The 15,763-nt window shown below is 52.9% G+C and carries 28 protein-coding genes, 4 tRNA genes and 1 other RNA gene; 28 read left to right on the top strand and 5 right to left on the bottom strand.

Features of this window, described 5'->3' with window-relative positions; all coding sequences use genetic code 11:
• Window positions 1-548: ABC transporter permease (locus H5U36_04385; GenBank protein MBC7217395.1), on the top strand; the 548-nt coding region annotated here is incomplete at its 5' end.
• On the opposite strand, the gene rnpB is transcribed toward H5U36_04385, so the two are convergent.
• The 5 genes from rnpB to H5U36_04360 all read right to left on the bottom strand — a co-directional run bounded on the left by rnpB (window position 547) and on the right by H5U36_04360 (window position 3,207).
• Window positions 547-896: RNase P RNA component class A (gene rnpB / locus H5U36_04380), an RNA gene on the bottom strand. The genes H5U36_04385 and rnpB overlap by 2 nt on opposite strands.
• A 10-nt stretch (window positions 897-906) precedes the next feature.
• Entirely contained in the window at window positions 907-1,353 is a 447-nt protein-coding gene (locus H5U36_04375; protein ID MBC7217394.1) for a ribonuclease HI family protein, read from the bottom strand.
• Window positions 1,323-2,021, bottom strand: coding sequence for a hypothetical protein (locus H5U36_04370; GenBank protein ID MBC7217393.1), 699 nt, complete (start codon window positions 2,019-2,021; stop codon window positions 1,323-1,325). Before H5U36_04370 ends, H5U36_04375 begins: the two co-directional genes overlap by 31 nt.
• A complete protein-coding gene (locus H5U36_04365; GenBank protein MBC7217392.1) occupies window positions 2,018-3,106 on the bottom strand; it encodes a Nif3-like dinuclear metal center hexameric protein in 1,089 nt (362 codons plus the stop codon). Before H5U36_04365 ends, H5U36_04370 begins: the two co-directional genes overlap by 4 nt.
• A 26-nt stretch (window positions 3,107-3,132) precedes the next feature.
• A tRNA-Ile gene (locus tag H5U36_04360) sits at window positions 3,133-3,207 on the bottom strand.
• Window positions 3,208-3,373: 166 nt separating this feature from the next.
• Between H5U36_04360 and H5U36_04355 the strand changes: the two genes are divergently transcribed.
• From H5U36_04355 to H5U36_04225, 27 genes are all read left to right on the top strand, one after another.
• Window positions 3,374-3,449: transfer RNA gene (locus H5U36_04355), tRNA-Thr, on the top strand.
• A gap of 4 nt (window positions 3,450-3,453) precedes the next feature.
• A tRNA-Tyr gene (locus H5U36_04350) sits at window positions 3,454-3,541 on the top strand.
• An 11-nt stretch (window positions 3,542-3,552) separates the two neighbouring features.
• A tRNA-Thr gene (locus H5U36_04345) sits at window positions 3,553-3,627 on the top strand.
• A 41-nt stretch (window positions 3,628-3,668) separates the two neighbouring features.
• Window positions 3,669-4,871, top strand: coding sequence for an elongation factor Tu (gene tuf, locus H5U36_04340; protein MBC7217391.1), 1,203 nt, complete (start codon window positions 3,669-3,671; stop codon window positions 4,869-4,871).
• Window positions 4,872-4,891: 20 nt separating this feature from the next.
• Window positions 4,892-5,197 (top strand): 30S ribosomal protein S10, encoded by a 306-nt coding sequence (gene rpsJ, locus H5U36_04335; protein ID MBC7217390.1) that lies wholly within the window; start codon window positions 4,892-4,894, stop codon window positions 5,195-5,197.
• Between the two features lie 23 nt (window positions 5,198-5,220).
• Window positions 5,221-5,856 (top strand): 50S ribosomal protein L3, encoded by a 636-nt coding sequence (gene rplC / locus H5U36_04330; GenBank protein ID MBC7217389.1) that lies wholly within the window; start codon window positions 5,221-5,223, stop codon window positions 5,854-5,856.
• 12 nt (window positions 5,857-5,868) lie between these two features.
• Window positions 5,869-6,501, top strand: coding sequence for a 50S ribosomal protein L4 (rplD, locus tag H5U36_04325; protein ID MBC7217388.1), 633 nt, complete (start codon window positions 5,869-5,871; stop codon window positions 6,499-6,501).
• Window positions 6,491-6,778: a 50S ribosomal protein L23 gene (gene rplW, locus H5U36_04320; GenBank protein MBC7217387.1), complete on the top strand. Its 288-nt coding sequence runs from the start codon at window positions 6,491-6,493 to the stop codon at window positions 6,776-6,778. Before rplD ends, rplW begins: the two co-directional genes overlap by 11 nt.
• A gap of 15 nt (window positions 6,779-6,793) precedes the next feature.
• Complete coding sequence (rplB, locus tag H5U36_04315; GenBank protein MBC7217386.1) at window positions 6,794-7,615, top strand: 50S ribosomal protein L2; 822 nt, start codon at window positions 6,794-6,796, stop codon at window positions 7,613-7,615.
• A gap of 21 nt (window positions 7,616-7,636) precedes the next feature.
• Entirely contained in the window at window positions 7,637-7,921 is a 285-nt protein-coding gene (gene rpsS, locus H5U36_04310) for a 30S ribosomal protein S19 (GenBank protein ID MBC7217385.1), read from the top strand.
• Window positions 7,922-7,933: 12 nt separating this feature from the next.
• Window positions 7,934-8,278 carry a 50S ribosomal protein L22 gene (rplV, locus tag H5U36_04305; GenBank protein MBC7217384.1) on the top strand — a complete coding sequence of 115 codons (345 nt, stop codon included), beginning with the start codon at window positions 7,934-7,936 and terminating at the stop codon, window positions 8,276-8,278.
• Entirely contained in the window at window positions 8,279-9,001 is a 723-nt protein-coding gene (gene rpsC, locus H5U36_04300; protein MBC7217383.1) for a 30S ribosomal protein S3, read from the top strand.
• On the top strand, window positions 8,979-9,389 hold the full coding sequence (gene rplP, locus H5U36_04295) for a 50S ribosomal protein L16 (protein ID MBC7217382.1): 411 nt from the start codon (window positions 8,979-8,981) through the stop codon (window positions 9,387-9,389). Before rpsC ends, rplP begins: the two co-directional genes overlap by 23 nt.
• 11 nt (window positions 9,390-9,400) lie before the next feature.
• The gene (rpmC, locus tag H5U36_04290) at window positions 9,401-9,613 is read left to right on the top strand and encodes a 50S ribosomal protein L29 (GenBank protein ID MBC7217381.1); all 213 of its coding nucleotides are present in this window, start codon (window positions 9,401-9,403) and stop codon (window positions 9,611-9,613) included.
• A 2-nt stretch (window positions 9,614-9,615) separates the two neighbouring features.
• Window positions 9,616-9,906: a 30S ribosomal protein S17 gene (gene rpsQ, locus H5U36_04285; GenBank protein ID MBC7217380.1), complete on the top strand. Its 291-nt coding sequence runs from the start codon at window positions 9,616-9,618 to the stop codon at window positions 9,904-9,906.
• The gene (gene rplN, locus H5U36_04280) at window positions 9,881-10,249 is read left to right on the top strand and encodes a 50S ribosomal protein L14 (GenBank protein ID MBC7217379.1); all 369 of its coding nucleotides are present in this window, start codon (window positions 9,881-9,883) and stop codon (window positions 10,247-10,249) included. Before rpsQ ends, rplN begins: the two co-directional genes overlap by 26 nt.
• 12 nt (window positions 10,250-10,261) lie before the next feature.
• Window positions 10,262-10,609, top strand: coding sequence for a 50S ribosomal protein L24 (locus H5U36_04275; protein ID MBC7217378.1), 348 nt, complete (start codon window positions 10,262-10,264; stop codon window positions 10,607-10,609).
• A gap of 19 nt (window positions 10,610-10,628) precedes the next feature.
• The gene (gene rplE, locus H5U36_04270; GenBank protein MBC7217377.1) at window positions 10,629-11,168 is read left to right on the top strand and encodes a 50S ribosomal protein L5; all 540 of its coding nucleotides are present in this window, start codon (window positions 10,629-10,631) and stop codon (window positions 11,166-11,168) included.
• A 12-nt stretch (window positions 11,169-11,180) separates the two neighbouring features.
• Complete coding sequence (locus H5U36_04265; protein MBC7217376.1) at window positions 11,181-11,366, top strand: type Z 30S ribosomal protein S14; 186 nt, start codon at window positions 11,181-11,183, stop codon at window positions 11,364-11,366.
• Window positions 11,367-11,383: 17 nt separating this feature from the next.
• Window positions 11,384-11,785 carry a 30S ribosomal protein S8 gene (rpsH, locus tag H5U36_04260; GenBank protein ID MBC7217375.1) on the top strand — a complete coding sequence of 134 codons (402 nt, stop codon included), beginning with the start codon at window positions 11,384-11,386 and terminating at the stop codon, window positions 11,783-11,785.
• Window positions 11,786-11,800: 15 nt separating this feature from the next.
• Window positions 11,801-12,337, top strand: coding sequence for a 50S ribosomal protein L6 (gene rplF, locus H5U36_04255; GenBank protein MBC7217374.1), 537 nt, complete (start codon window positions 11,801-11,803; stop codon window positions 12,335-12,337).
• A 25-nt stretch (window positions 12,338-12,362) separates the two neighbouring features.
• Window positions 12,363-12,731, top strand: coding sequence for a 50S ribosomal protein L18 (rplR, locus tag H5U36_04250; protein ID MBC7217373.1), 369 nt, complete (start codon window positions 12,363-12,365; stop codon window positions 12,729-12,731).
• An 18-nt stretch (window positions 12,732-12,749) separates the two neighbouring features.
• Window positions 12,750-13,268, top strand: a complete 519-nt coding sequence (gene rpsE / locus H5U36_04245) for a 30S ribosomal protein S5 (protein ID MBC7217372.1) — start codon at window positions 12,750-12,752, stop codon at window positions 13,266-13,268.
• A 13-nt stretch (window positions 13,269-13,281) separates the two neighbouring features.
• Complete coding sequence (rpmD, locus tag H5U36_04240) at window positions 13,282-13,455, top strand: 50S ribosomal protein L30 (protein ID MBC7217371.1); 174 nt, start codon at window positions 13,282-13,284, stop codon at window positions 13,453-13,455.
• Window positions 13,456-13,467: 12 nt separating this feature from the next.
• Window positions 13,468-13,908 (top strand): 50S ribosomal protein L15, encoded by a 441-nt coding sequence (gene rplO / locus H5U36_04235; GenBank protein ID MBC7217370.1) that lies wholly within the window; start codon window positions 13,468-13,470, stop codon window positions 13,906-13,908.
• 1 nt (window position 13,909) lies between these two features.
• A complete protein-coding gene (gene secY / locus H5U36_04230) occupies window positions 13,910-15,178 on the top strand; it encodes a preprotein translocase subunit SecY (protein ID MBC7217369.1) in 1,269 nt (422 codons plus the stop codon).
• A gap of 12 nt (window positions 15,179-15,190) precedes the next feature.
• A partial coding sequence (locus H5U36_04225) for an adenylate kinase (GenBank protein ID MBC7217368.1) occupies window positions 15,191-15,763 on the top strand: 573 nt, incomplete at its 3' end.

Here is a 15,763-nt window from a genome sequence, read left to right as displayed (position 1 = left end):
TCTGTCAGGGTCTTGGGAAGACGCTTGTGCCCACAAAGGAGAGCCCCCTCTATTACGTCCTTGTTGGGAGAGTTCTGGGGAAGATTCCAGCGCAGATGTTCTGGGCGGTTGCAGTGGCCTTTTTCCTCTGGTTAGTTCTCAATCGTCACCGTTTCGGAGCACACATTTACTACACAGGGGACAACGAGGCGAGTGCTCGGGTCATGGGAATCAATGTGGACAGAGTGAAGATTATCGTCTTCACCCAGATGGGGGCTTTTGCTGCGTTTTCGGGGGTCTTGGCAAGCCTTGAGGTCCTGTACTTCTGGCCCACCCTGGGGCAGGGATACCTTCTGAAGACCATCGCTGCGGTTTTCCTTGGTGGGACCCCGGTTGAAGGTGGTGTGGGAACGATTTTTGGAACCTTTATCGGGGCCATCATTATCGGTATACTCGAAGCCGGCATTATCGCCATGGGGCTTTCTGGGTTCTGGACGCAACTCGTGTACGGCCTCATTATCGTTATTTCTATTACCATTCACTCAGTTCTGCGGCGGAGAGTGGCCTGAGGAGGGCAGGTCTGTAAGCCGAGTTCTGTACTCTCCTTTCGGAGAGCGGCAACCATCTGTCTGGGGGGTGGATTACTCCACCCCTCAAGCGGCTAACCCGAAGGTCAGCGAGCCACCTCATCCCTTCCTATTTAGCCTTGCTCCGGGTAGGGTTTGCCAGGCACGCCGGTCACCCGACGTCCGGTGAGCTCTTACCTCACCTTTTCACCCTTACCCCTTTCGGGGCGGTATGTTTTCTGTGGCACTTTCCTGGGGTTACCCCCACTGGGTGTTACCCAGTACCCTGCTCTGTGGAGCTCGGACTTTCCTCAGGAGGCTTTAACCTCCCGCGGTTGCCCGACCTACCCTCCTCAAGGAATTATAACCGAATACGGGATGTGAGTATTTCTGAGGCGAGGGAATCGGCTCTTGTGTTCTTTTCTCGGGGGACGTAAGTAATGGTGCACAAAGGGAACTCCTGAATGCGCTCTCTCACGAGAGAGTACAAGGGCAGAAGTCTTGTAGCTCGTACCTTGTAGGTTCCCTCGATTTGACGGACTAAGAGTTCGCTGTCAGAGAAGATGGTGAGCCGTTCAACTCTCCACTGTTTCAGAAAATTCAAAGCAAGGACAAGTGCCCAGTACTCTGCCTCATTGTTGGTAGCAATTCCGATCCGGGAAGCCATCTCAAAGAGAATATTCCCTTCAGGATCACAAATGACGAAAGCTACGGCACTTTCCCCCGGGTTTCCTTTAGAGGCTCCATCAATGAAGACGAAACATTCTTGGGGGAGATTCAGTGGAGGAAGCGTCCGCAATTCGGGCATCTCACAAGGCCTTCCCTTTTGCGCACTGCTTTGGCTACGATTGTGGGAACCGAGAGATGGCATCCCTGGCATACCTCGCCTGCAAGAGGTACTACTGCGTCTTGGAATTTCCTTCGAAGTTCTTCGTAACGAGCAAGGATTTCAGAAGGAATGGAAGCGGCAATACTTCTTCGTTCTCCTTCAGAGGCGGCAACTTCCCTCTCGAGAGCAGCAATTTCAGCCTCTTTTGCCTCTATCTGCTGCGTGAGGAAAACTCTCTTTTCAGAGACTTCTTCACTCTTTTTTCGAAATTCCCTTTGGAGATTTTCCACTTTCTCCATTTCGGAGAGAATTTCGTTCTCGAGGTGGTCCTTTGTCTCTTCGAGCTTTTTCATACTTTTCTCCCACTGGGCAAGCTCTTTAGAGGAAGTGATTTCCCCACTGTAGAGCTTGTCTTTTGTTGCCTTCCATTTCTCTTCGACTTCCTTCAACTCGAGTTCTTTCCTGGCAAGGGCAAGGCGAGCCCTTTCAAGATCTTGCTCGAGCCTTTGTAGATCCTCTTCCAAATGTTTTCTTTCCTCCTCAAGTAGATTTTTTTCCTTTGTTTTTCTCAAGATCTTCTGCTCCAGCGCATCTCTCCGGTTATCGATTGCCTGGATTTTCTGAAGGTCCTCGAGAACGTTGCTCATGGTACCTCCTCTTCGAAGGCAATATTGACGTTGAGCCCTCTTTCTTGTGCTTTCTTTCTCACGAAAAGCGCAACTTCGCGAAGCGCTCTTCGCTCACTTATACCATGGGGGATGTGGAGATAGGCTATCCCAAAGAGACGGAGTGCCTCGATATCGTGGTGGGTGAGGTCCCCAGTTACGAAGAGATCAGCTCGTTCTTCGATGACCTTTGGAAGGAGCGTTCTTCCACTCCCGGGACAAAGCGCAATCTTCCCAAAAGTCCCATCTCCCCCAGTGAACTCAAAGGGAACAGAAAGGCGGGAGAGTCTTTCCCTTATCTCTTCTCCTGAAAGGGGTGCGGAAAGTGACACGACTCTTCCAAGACCCAGGGATTTAGAGGGTAAGACGAGAGGATAGACATCGATTGCAGGCTGTTCGTAAGGATGAACTTCTACGAGGGCTTCAAGGACTCTGTTGAGTTTTGCAGAGGGTACTTCAACCTCAACCCGAATTTCCTCAACCTTTTCCTGTTTCCCAGAGGTTCCAATGAAAGGGTGCGTGTCCTCCTCAGGGAGGAAGGTACCTGTTCCGGAGACCAAAAAAGCGCAGTTCCTGTAGCTTCCTATAACTCCTGCTCCCTCTTGGAAGAGGGCCTCGAGAACCGCGTCGAGATGGGTCGGGGGAACGAAGGTCACCACTTTGTACTTCTTGAGATGTGTCGCTGGGAGAAGGGGTTTTGTATCCCCTCTAAGATCAAGGAGTTTCAACCATTGATCCCCAATACCCTGGGGAGCGATGTCAAGATTCGTGTGATGCACGAGAACCGATATGCCGCGAGTGTACAGCTCCCCGAGCATTCTAAAAAGGGGATCTTCACAGGAAAGCTTCCGTAACGGTTCCCAGAGGGGAGAATGATGGAGGTACAGGAAATCACAGGTCCAGTTCACCGCTTTTTGGAAGACTTCGTGATTGAGTTCTAAAGCAACGAGAATTTTATCGACTGTACCTTTTGCTTGAACCTGCAGTCCGATGCGATCTTCAGGAAGTGCAAAAGAAGGAGGAAAGAGCTCTTCGAAGAACTCAACGACTTTTCGTAGTGGCTCCATCGCTCCTCCGTACGTAAATAAAAGAATGGTGGGTCCACCCGGATTCGAACCAGGGACCGACCGGTTATGAGCCGGCTGCTCTACCGCTGAGCTATGGACCCACAGGCAATACCCAATATACCACAAGCTCTATTCCTCCATCAAGAGCCCTCCGTAGGAGCAGCGCCTCTTTGCCTCTTGTCATGGCTCTTTTTTAAAACAATTTTTTCCTATTCCTTGACATTCCCGAAGGCTTTGAGTATATTAATGCTCGCACGAAGGGCACTTGCCGGTGTAGCTCAGCTGGTAGAGCAGCTGACTTGTAATCAGCAGGTCGTCCGTTCGAGTCGGATCACCGGCTCCAGTGTGGGGAGGTGCCTGAGTGGCCAAAAGGAGCGGACTGTAGATCCGTCGGCTGAATAGCCTACGTAGGTTCGAATCCTACCCTCCCCACCAGTGTATACAAAGCCTGCGTAGCTCAGTGGTAGAGCGCACCCTTGGTAAGGGTGAGGTCACCGGTTCGATCCCGGTCGTAGGCTCCACTTTTCTTTTTTGAGAGAGATTGGCACAAGGAGGATACCCTATGGCCAAGCAGAAATTTGAGAGGAAAAAACCCCATATCAATGTTGGAACCATTGGGCATGTGGACCATGGAAAGACCACCCTCACTGCAGCCATGACCCTCGTTCTCTCCAAGTACAACCTTGCCAAGTTCACTCCCTTCGAGCAGATCGACAAGGCCCCTGAAGAGCGGGAGCGAGGTATCACCATCGCCATTGCCCATGTGGAGTACGAGACGGAGAAACGGCACTACGCCCACATCGACTGCCCAGGACACGCCGACTACGTGAAGAACATGATCACCGGTGCTGCCCAGATGGACGGTGCCGTCCTTGTGGTCTCTGCCGCTGATGGACCCATGCCCCAGACCCGGGAGCACATTCTCCTCTCCCGCCAGGTCGGTGTCCCGTACATCATCGTCTTCCTCAACAAGGTCGACATGGTGGATGACCCTGAGCTCATCGAGCTCGTGGAGATGGAAGTCCGAGACCTCCTCAACCGCTACGAGTTCCCAGGGGATGAGGTCCCGGTCATCACAGGGAGTGCCCTCAAGGCTTTGGAGTGTGGCTGTGGGAAGAGGGAGTGCCAGTGGTGCGGGGGCATCTGGAACCTCCTCGATGCCATGGACAACTACTTCCCCCTCCCGGTGCGGGAACTCGACAAGCCCTTCCTCATGCCTATTGAGGATGTCTTCTCCATCACCGGACGAGGTACGGTGGTCACCGGAAGGGTGGAGCGGGGAACCCTGAAGCTCGGTGACCCGGTGGAAATCGTCGGTCTCTCCCATGAGATCAAAAAGACCGTGGTCACAGGCATCGAGATGTTCCGCAAGGTCCTCGATGAGGCCCAGGCAGGGGACAACATCGGCGTGCTCCTCCGGGGCATTGAGAAGAAAGAGGTGGAGCGAGGCCAGGTCCTTGCTGCTCCAGGGACCATCACCCCTCACACCCACTTCAAGGCTGAGGTCTACGTCCTCACGAAAGAGGAGGGTGGCCGGCACACTCCCTTCTTCAGTGGGTACCGTCCCCAGTTCTACTTCCGAACCACCGATGTCACCGGAGAGATCAAACTCCCTCAGGGTGTGGAGATGGTTATGCCTGGGGACAACGCCAACATCGAGGCGAAGCTCATCTACCCTGTGGCCATGGAGAAGGGCTTGCGCTTTGCCATCCGTGAGGGAGGAAGAACTGTTGGTGCTGGAGTGGTCACGGAGATCATCGAGTAGGCCCTGAGGAGGCGTATAACGTGGCGCAGAGAATTCGGATTAAGCTCAAGGCGTACGATCACAAGCTCCTTGATCAATCAGCCATAAAGATTGTCCAGGCAGTGGAGAGGACCGGGGCCACTGTGGCCGGCCCTGTTCCTCTGCCTACCGAGATCACCAAGTACACGGTACTTCGTTCTCCTCACATCGACAAGAAGTCTCGGGAACAATTTGAGATGCGGACCCACAAGCGGCTCATCGACATCATTGACCCAAATCCCAAGACGGTGGATGCACTCATGCACCTTGATTTGCCGGCAGGTGTCGATATAGAGATTAAGCTCTGAGGAGAATCTGGAGGAGAGAAGCAATGAAAGCTGTTGTCGCGTATGGTCTCATCGGCGAGAAAATTGGAATGACCCGTATCTTTACTCCCGATGGTCTTGTGGTTCCGGTGACTGTGCTCCAGTGCGGTCCCTGCTACGTCGTTCAGAAAAAGGACATCGATCGCGATGGGTACAAAGCGTTGCAGCTTGGGTACAAGGAAGTGAAGGAGAAAAAACTCAACAAACCCCTTCTTGGCCATTTTAAGAAGGCCCAGGTTCCACCTTTGCGGTTCCTTGCAGAGTTCCACTTCAAAGACCATGAAAAGTACGAGGTGGGTCAGGTTCTCGATGTCAGTGGCTTCAGTGTTGGTGATCGAGTGGATGTCAAAGGAGTCTCCAAAGGAAAGGGCTTCCAGGGGGTCGTTCGGCGATTTGGATACGGCGGAGGACCAAAATCTCACGGCTCCATGTTCTACCGGGAGCCAGGATCCATTGGTGCAACAGACCCTGAAAAGGTTTTCAAAGGAAAGGGCTTACCGGGGAGAATGGGGAAGGATACGGTTACGGTAAGGAACCTTGAAGTCGTTGGAGTATACCCAGAGAGGAATCTCCTTCTTGTGCGTGGTGCTGTTCCAGGGCCAGCAGGAGGAAAGATTCTCGTCTTCAAAAGGGCATCATAGGGGGAGAAGAAAATGGAACTCGAGGTGAAAGATCGGACCGGTCAAGTTGTTGAAACAGTTTCGCTCGATGACGAGTGGCTTGAAGGCATGGAGGACAACCCCCACCTCCTCTACCTTTCGGTGAAAACCTTTCTTGATAATCAGAGACTGGGAACGGCGAAAACGAAGACCCGGGGTGAGGTACGAGGAGGAGGGCGAAAGCCGTGGCCTCAGAAGGGGACCGGGAGAGCGCGACATGGAAGCATCCGGTCACCTATTTGGCGTCATGGAGGTGTTGTCTTTGGTCCAAGGCCTCGGTCTTACTACCATGCGCTATCCAAAAAGGAGCGGCGTAAGGCGCTTTTCCTTGCATTACGGGATAAACTCCGAGAATCGTCTCTCATTCTTGTGGATAAGGTTGCTCTTCCGGCTCCGAAGACCAAGGAAGGCATGCGATTCCTTGAGGCCTTGCAGATTCGGGGGAAGGTGCTCATCATTCTCCAGTCGGCAGATGCCTTAGTGGCAAGGGCGTTCAATAACCTCCCTGATGTCACGGTGAAGCCGGTCAACGAAATCACCGCCTACCTTATCGTGAATACCGACTGGGTTGTGGCCGAAAAGGAGGCGTTCTTTTCCCTTTTGGAGGTGTGCGGGTATGAAAGATGAACGAAGCATCATCATTCACCCCATTATGACCGAGAAGTCGTTCCAGCTGCAGAAGGAGAATAAGTACGTTTTTCGGGTGGATCCCAGAGCAACGAAGCCCGAAATTAAGAAGGCTATCGAGGAGATGTTTGGCGTTACCGTTCTTAAGGTGCATACCATCAACGTTAAGGGAAAGAAAAAGCGCCTGGGACGGTTTGAGGGTCGGACATCGTCCTGGAAAAAGGCAATTGTCTTTGTGAAACCTGGCGAACGCATCAAGGCTTTTGATATCACGTGAAGAGAGGTTGAGAGTATGGGTATCAAAGAGTACAGACCGGTAACCCCAAGCCGGCGCCACATGACGGGGTATACCTTTGAAGAAATAAGCAAAGAGGGACCAGAGCGGTCACTTCTTGAGCCCTTAAAGAGTAAGGCTGGCCGGGACAACCAGGGCCGTATTGCGGTTCGTCACCGTGGGGGTGGGCATAAGCGAAAGTACCGAATTATCGACTTTAAGCGGGATAAGTTTGGCATTCCCGCGGTGGTGGAACGTATTGAGTACGATCCGAACCGTTCAGCCCGTATTGCTCTTTTGAAGTACGCGGATGGAGAAAAGAGGTACATCATTGCTCCCTTAGGGGTTTCAGTGGGCGATGTTTTGATAAGCGGTCCTGACGCAGATATCCGACCGGGGAATGCCCTTCCTCTGCGAAACATTCCTGTGGGAACACTCATCCACAACATCGAGCTCAGGAAAGGAAAGGGAGGGCAGCTCGTTCGCTCTGCAGGGAGTTACGCTCAGCTTTTGGCCAAAGAAGGAGATTACGCTCATGTCCGTCTCCCATCGGGAGAGATTCGTCTCGTGCATCTTGACTGTATGGCCACCATTGGACAAGTGGGTAACGTGGAACATGAGAACATCACCATTGGGAAAGCTGGCAGGAGTCGATGGCTTGGCATTCGTCCTACCGTTCGTGGCGTAGCGATGAACCCCATTGACCATCCTCACGGTGGTGGTGAAGGACGAGCTCATGGTGGGAGACACCCGGTGAGCCCATGGGGTCTTTTGACGAAGGGATACAAGACCCGGCGGAACAAGCAGACCGATAAGTGGATTATCAAGAGGAGAAAGTAAAACGGGAGGAGGCTGTGTCCTTTGGGTAGGTCCTCAAAGAAAGGTCCTTACGTAGACCCAAAACTCAGGAAGAAAATCGAAGAGCTGAATAAACGGGGAGAGAAGAGAGTTATCAAAACGTGGGCACGGGCCAGTGTTATCATTCCTGAAATGGTCGGCCACACCATCGCGGTGTACAACGGGAGAAGACATATCCCCGTGTACATCACCGAGCAGATGGTGGGACATCGTCTCGGGGAGTTTGCTCCAACGCGGACCTTTAAGGGTCACAGTGCTCCTACGGAGCGCTCAACGGCGCTGAAGTAAGAGGTGAGGGAGATGGAGGCGAGAGCAACGGCAAGATATGTCCGTATTTCGCCACGGAAGGCCCGCCAGGTGGTGAACCTCATCCGTGGAAAGAAAGCCCAGGAGGCGTTGGTCCTTTTGCGCTTTATTCCCAAAAAAGCGGCTCGTTTGGTGTACAAGGTTTTGAAGTCGGCTATTGCCAATGCCGAGAACAACTGGAACATGGACGTTGAAAATCTGGTGGTCTCGAAAGCATACGTCGATCAGGGACCAACCTGGAAGAGGGTCCATCCACGGGCTTTCGGCAGAGCGTACCTCATTCGTAAGCGCACTTCCCATATTACCATTGTGGTATCTGAAGCGGAGGAGGGAAGGTAGTTGGGGCAGAAGGTTAATCCTATTGGGCTTCGCTTAGGCATTGTAACCACCTGGCAATCTCGGTGGTATGCGGAGAAAGGTAAGTACACGAATTACCTTCTGGAAGATATAAAAATCCGTCGGTACGTTAAAGAGCGCTTTTACCGTTCGGGTATCTCAAAGGTTGAGATAGAGCGCCTTGCTAACCAGATTAAGGTGATCATCAAGACGGCTCGCCCTGGAATCGTCATTGGACGAAAGGGGAGCGAGGTCGAAAAACTTCGGCAGGAACTCCAGCAACTCACCGGGAATCCAAACATCCAGATTTCCGTTGAGGAGGTTCCTGTTCCCGAAATCGACGCCCAGCTTGTGGCGGAGAATATCGCAGCCCAAATAGAGCGACGGGTATCGTACCGCAGGGCGATGAAGCAAGCCATCGCTCGGGCCTTGAAGATGGGTGCCAAGGGTATTAAAGTTGCCTGTGCGGGTCGTCTCGCGGGAGCAGAAATCGCCCGGGAGGAGTGGTATAGAGAAGGTCGTCTACCTCTCCAGACGCTTCGGGCAGATATTGACTACGGCTTTGCTGAGGCGCTTACAACGTATGGCAAAATCGGTGTCAAGGTCTGGATTTTCAAGGGCGAGGTCATATCGCCAGGAGAAATCCTCGAGGAGGAAATTACTCTTCCTCAGGAGGAACAGTACGAGGAGGAGCTCGAAGACTATGTTGATGCCCAAGAGAGTTAAATACCGAAAGCAGCAGCGTGGAAGACTCAAAGGTACTGCGTACCGGGGTTGCGAGGTTGATTTTGGAGATTTCGGTTTGCAGGCGCTGGAACCTGCCTGGATTACCAATCCCCAGATTGAGGCGGCTCGTGTTGCCATCTCGCGACACATCAAGAAAGGTCGTATCTGGATTCGTATCTTCCCGGATAAGCCATATACCAAAAAGCCGGCAGAATCCCGAATGGGGAAAGGCAAAGGACCGGTGGAAGGATGGGTTGCGGTGGTTCGCCCGGGGAGAGTCCTCTTTGAGGTGGGAGGCGTGGATAAGGAGACAGCGTACGAGGCTCTTCGCATCGCCTCTCACAAGCTTCCGATAAAAACGCGGATTATCGAGAGAAGGGTTGAGTAGAGGTGATGGCGGTGAAGGCTTCGGAGCTGCGGAATTTTACAAACGAAGAGCTCAATCAAAAGCTCAAGGACCTCCGTATGGAGCTTTTTAACTTGCGTTTCCAGGCGATAACGGGGCAACTTGCAAACCCCAAGAGAATTCAGGCTGTGAAAAGGGATATTGCTCGTATTAAGACCATTCTTCGAGAACGAGAGCTTGCTGCCAGGCGGCAGGAGGGCCGTTGAATATGGGGATGCGGAAGAGATTCGTGGGCGAAGTGGTCAGTGATGCCATGGATAAAACTGTCGTTGTGCGAGTAGAACGTATTACCGAACACCCGCTCTACAAGAAAAAGATTCGGCGAAGCGTTAAATTCAAGGCACATGACGAGCACAACATGTGTTCAGTGGGTGATAAAGTCCTCATCGAAGAGACTCGGCCCTTGAGTAAAACCAAGCGGTGGATAGTGGTCGCTTTGCTTGAGAAAGCAAAGGTCAAGGGAGGAGAGGAAATTGATTCAGCCGAGAACCATGCTTGAGGTTGCGGACAATACCGGAGCAAAGCGCATCATGTGCATTCGAGTTCTGGGTGGGTCGAATCGACGTTACGCAAGTATCGGTGACGTTATCATCGCCTCGGTGAAAGAAGCCGAGCCTCACTCGAACGTCAAAAAGGGTGAAGTTGTTCGGGCTGTTGTCGTCCGTACGCGTCGGGCTGTTCGTCGTCCCGATGGAACATACGTTCGTTTTGACGATAACGCAGCCGTTCTGGTTACCAACCAGGATGTTCCGCGGGGAACCCGGGTTTTTGGTCCGGTAGGTCGCGAGCTCAGGGAGAAGAATTTCATGCGCATTGTGTCCCTGGCTCCGGAAGTCGTGTAGGGAGTGATGGTTATGGAACTGAAAGTACAGAGAGTGAAAGTCCCCATAAAGAAGGGGGACCTTGTTGAGGTTGTCCACGGGAAGGACAGGGGTAAGCGTGGGAAGGTTCTGGCCGTTTTCCCCAAAGATGGGAAGGCCATCGTTGAAGGGGTGAACATGGTCAAGAAGCACACCCGTCCGACCCAGGACAATCCTCAGGGAGGCATTATAGAGCGAGAAAACCCTATTCGGATTTCTAATCTGCGCCTCGTGTGCAGTCGGTGTGGACAGAAGACGCGCATCAAGAGGGTCAAAATGCCCGATTCCCGTTTTCGAGTTCGAGTTTGCAAGAAATGCGGTGAGATTATCGATAAGGTGTGAGAATAGGGGGGCTTAGGCAGTGTCCATTACCAAAGAGAAGTACTACAAGGAAGTTGTTCCGAAGCTCCTGAAGGAATTCGGTTACAAGAACATCATGCAGGTCCCAAGGCTTGAAAAGATCGTTATCAATATGGGTGTGGGGGATGCCACACAGAACCCTCGTTACCTTGACCTTGCCGTTGAGGAACTTGCCCTCATCACGGGCCAGAAGCCCCTTGTGACTCGGGCAAAAAAGTCTATCTCGAATTTCAAACTTCGTAAAGGAATGCCCATCGGATGCAAGGTGACGCTTCGCAAGGATCGGATGTACGAGTTTCTCGACCGCTTCTTGAACATTGCCATTGCCCGTATCCGTGATTTCCGCGGTTTTCCCGATAGTTGCTTTGATGGGCGGGGAAACTGCACCATTGGTATCGAGGAGCAGCTCATTTTTCCGGAAATCAGCTACGACCGTGTTGAGCGAGTGCGGGGTATGAACATCACCTTTGTAACTACCGCAAAAACCGACCAGGAGGCAAAAGCCCTCCTTGAAGGTTTGGGCTTGCCTTTCCGCAGGTAAAGGAGGACCAGGATGGCGCGTAAAGCAAAGATTGAAAAGAACAAAAAGCCCCAGAAATTTAAGGTCCGTTACCGAAACCGCTGTTCCCTGTGTGGGCGGCCCCGGGGGTATCTTCGGGACTTCGGGATGTGCCGGATTTGCTTCCGGACCCTGGCAAGCCGCGGTGAAATCCCTGGTATTACCAAGTCGAGCTGGTAGAGAGGAAGGGAGAGGAAATGGCGCACACTGATCCTATCGCCGATATGCTGACGCGGATTCGCAACGCCTCCAGGGCTGGGCATCCGACGGTTACGGTCCCTGCCTCTCGCTTGAAAATCGAAATTGCCCGCATTATGCGGGAGGAAGGATACATTAAGGACTACAGGGTTATCGCTAAGGAAGGAAACAAAAGAGACCTTCTCATCGAGCTCAAGTACGGTCCCCGTCGTGAGCGGGTCATCAATGGTCTTCGGCGTATTAGTAAACCTGGGCTCCGGATATATGCGGGAAAAGACGAGATTCCCATCCTCTTTGGAGGTCTTGGGACGGTTATCGTTTCTACCTCGCGGGGGGTTATGACCGGCAAAGAAGCACGAAAACTCGGCATAGGCGGGGAAGTACTCTGTTTCATATGGTAGTGGAGGAGGATGGTTATGTCGCGGATTGGGCGAAAACCTATTGAGATTCCGCAAGGAGTAGAGGTAACCATAGAAGGGACGACGGTCACCGTAAAGGGTCCAAAAGGAACCTTGACCCGAACTTTCCACCCTCGCATGCGAATCGAGAGAGAAGGCAACCTCTTGCGGGTAGTGCGTCCTGGAGATACGAAGCTTGACAAGTCTCTGCATGGTCTCACAAGGAGCCTTCTCTTCAACATGGTTGAAGGCGTCACGAAGGGTTTTGAAAAGGCCCTCGAGATCAATGGTTTGGGATACCGCGCCCAGAAACGAGGGGAGACTCTTGTTCTGAACGTTGGCTTTACGCACCCTGTGGAAATTGACCCTCCTGAGGGCATTTCCTTTGAGGTAGAGGGACAGGTCATCCGGGTTAAGGGCATTGATAAAGAAAAAGTTGGCCAGGTAGCGGCAGATATCCGCAAGATACGAAAGGTTGAGCCCTACAAGGGTACAGGCATCAAGTACGTTGACGAAGTTGTCCGGAGAAAGCAGGGTAAGGCAGCGGCGAAATAGTAAGGTAAGGGGGAGTGTTTGGGCAATGATTATCAGCGAAAAGCGAGGAAAATGGGAGCGCCGAATTCGCCGGCACCTAAGGGTTCGCAAAAGGGTGCGGGGGACTCTCGAGCGCCCTCGACTTTCGGTCTTTCGGAGTCTGAAGCACATCTACGCCCAGATCATCAATGACGATGAGGGAAGAACCCTGGTTGCCGCATCCTCTCTATCACCCGAGATTCGAGGTCTCAAGGGGACCAAAACGGAGATTGCTCGAGCTGTTGGGCGTCTCCTTGCGCAAAAGGCCTTGGAGAAGGGTATCACGAAGGTCGTTTTCGATCGCGGTGGGTACAAGTACCACGGACGAGTCAAGGCTCTCGCTGAGGGAGCGCGTGAGGCAGGGTTAATCTTTTAGGTGGAGGGTCGAAGCACTATGGGGAGAATCAACCCAGAGGGAATGGAGCTTCAGGAACGGCTCATTGCTGTCACCAGAGTCAGCAAGGTTGTCAAGGGAGGAAAGCGTTTTAGATTCCGGGCCCTTGTGGCTGTGGGGAATGGAGATGGTGTCGTCGGTATAGGCCTTGGCAAGGCGAAGGAAGTCCCCGATGCAGTGCGGAAAGCCGTGGAGAGAGCCAAAAGGTCTCTCATTCGATTCCCTATGCGGGGGACGACCATCGTTCATGAAGTACGAGGTGAGTTCGGAGCAAGTACTGTCGTCCTGAAGCCTGCAGCACCGGGAACAGGGGTCATTGCGGGTGGTACTGTCCGGGCGATTATGGAAGTGGCAGGGGTTAAGGACATCCTCACGAAGTCCTTAGGGAACAATAACCCTATTAATCTTGCTCTGGCGACTATGCGAGGACTGCAAAGCCTCCGGGATCCACGGGAAGTGGCGCTTCTGCGGGGGAAAACAATCGCAGAGCTTTTCGAGCCCCAGAAGGGAGGGAAGTGACGTGCCTGGGAAGATGCTGCGGATTACCTTGGCACGAAGTCCCATTGGACATCCTGAGTCCCACAAGCGCACCGTTCGTGCGCTGGGCTTTAAGAAGCTCTACGAGACCATTGTGAAGGAAGATTCTCCGTCCATTCGGGGAATGATTGCTAAGGTGAACTACCTGTTGAAAGTTGAGGAAATATAGGGGGAAAGAGGCATGAAGGTGAACGAGTTGCGGCCTGCAAAGGGCTCTTTTCATCGTCGCAAGCGAGTCGGAAGAGGGATAGGCTCAGGTCATGGCAAGACCTGTGGCCGGGGAACAAAGGGCCAGAAAGCTCGCTCGGGTGGTCAAATCCATCCTCGTTTCGAGGGTGGACAAATGCCCCTTGTGCGGAGGGTTCCCAAGAGAGGCTTTCATAACCCCTGTGCTGAGGATTGGGAAATCGTCAACGTGAGTGTCTTGAACTGCTTCGAAGACGGGACAGAGGTCACTCCTAAGCTTTTGCGAGAGGCAGGTATTGTGGAAGGAACGCGGTCGAAAGTGAAGATTTTGGCCAAGGGTAGCCTTGAGCGGCGTCTTGTGGTGCGGGCTCACGCGTTCTCGGCCCGGGCTCGAGCTTTAATCGAGGAAAGAGGCGGAAAGGCCGAGGTGCTGTAGCATGTGGGAGTCCCTGGTCAAGCTCTTTAAGATTCCGGACCTCAAGCGGCGCGTTATCTTTACTCTCCTCATGCTTGTCGTGTTCCGCATTGGTGCACACATCCCTGTTCCAGGAATTGACCCCAAAGCCTTAGCAAACGTTTTTGCGCGGGGTGGGGTGCTCGGGTTCCTCGACATGTTCGCAGGAGGCGCTCTGAGCAATTTTTCAATCCTTGCCCTGGGCGTTATGCCCTACATTAACGCTTCCATTATCATGCAGCTTTTGACATCTGTTATTCCTCAGCTTGAAGAACTGGCAAGAAGTGGCGAGGAAGGACGGGACAAAATCGCTCAGTACACCCGTTGGGGAGCAATTCTCCTTGCCTTCGTTCAGGGTTTTGGCATCACTGTGTGGATGGAGAACCTCGGCGTTGTCCTGGCCACAGGATGGGCATACCGCCTCACCGTTATCATCACCCTCACTGCCGGGAGCATGCTCCTCATGTGGCTTGGAGAGCTCATCTCCGACTTTGGAATCGGGAATGGTATATCCCTCATCATTTTTGCCGGCATCGTGGCTCGCCTTCTCCCTCAATTCTTCCGGACTTTTTCCCTCATCCGGGTTGGAGAGGTGAACCCGTTCTTCTTTGGGATTGCTCTTGTTGTTGCTGTACTCATTGTGGCCTTTGTTGTGGAGTTCCAGGAGGCTCAGCGGAAGATTCCCGTCCAGTATGCTAAGCGCGTCGTGGGGCGGCGCGTGTACGGTGGACAGAGCACGCATATTCCTATCCGAGTCATTCAGGGAGGGGTTATCCCAATCATTTTTGCCTCCTCTGTCCTTCTCTTCCCTGCAACGTTGGCACAATTTTTCGAGGGTTCAGGGTTCATGAAAGGCATCGCTAACGCTCTCTCTCCCAATTCGGCACTCTATCTCTCCTTGTACGCAGCACTCATCATTTTCTTCACCTACTTCTACACCGCCGTTACCTTTAATCCCGTGGAACTTGCGGAGAACATGAAAAAGTACGGAGGTTTCATCCCGGGTATACGTCCGGGAAGGCCGACCGTCGAGTACATTGACCGTTGCCTCACCCGTATTACCCTCTGGGGATCGCTTGCTCTTGCCTTCATCGCCATAATTCCTAACATCCTTGTGGACCTTACGAAGGTTACCACTTTTTACTTCGGTGGTACGGCGATTCTCATCATGGTGGGTGTGGCCATTGAAACGGTGACTCAACTTGAGGCACAGCTATTCATGAGGCATTACGAAGGATTCCTTCGAAAGTGAGGAGGAAAAAAGATGCGCATTATTCTCCTTGGACCTCCAGGGGCTGGTAAAGGGACACAGGCAAAGAAAATTGAAGGGGAGTTCGGTATTCCTCAACTTGCCACAGGAGACATCATCCGTCTTGCCATTAAGGAGGGCACGGAGTGGGGAAAGAAAGCCGAGCCCTTTGTTCGAGAGGGACAGCTTGTTCCTGATGAGGTTGTCATAGGGGTTGTGAAGGAAAGACTTTCCCGGGATGACGTGCGCAATGGGTTCATCCTTGATGGATTTCCGAGGAACTTGAAGCAAGCCGAGGCTCTCGAGGAGATATTGAAAGCTCTCGGGGTTTCCATCGATGCGGTGCTCTACTTTGACATACCCCCTGAAGAGCTCGTGCGGCGTCTCTCGGCCCGGAGGGTGTGCGAGAACTGCCAGACTCCGTACAATCTCATCTCGAGCCCTCCTCGCAACGATGGGGTGTGCGACCGCTGCGGGGGAAGGCTTGTCCAGCGGCCGGACGATACCCCTGAGGTTATCCGGAAACGTCTTGCGGTGTACGAGGAGCAGACCAAACCCCTTGTGGATTTCTACAAGGCCAGGGGTCTC

Origin of the sequence: Candidatus Caldatribacterium sp. (assembly GCA_014359405.1) — a bacterium.
Classification (GTDB): Bacteria; Atribacterota; Atribacteria; order Atribacterales; family Caldatribacteriaceae; genus Caldatribacterium; species Caldatribacterium oleiphilum.
This window is presented reverse-complemented; position numbering and strand designations above follow the sequence as displayed.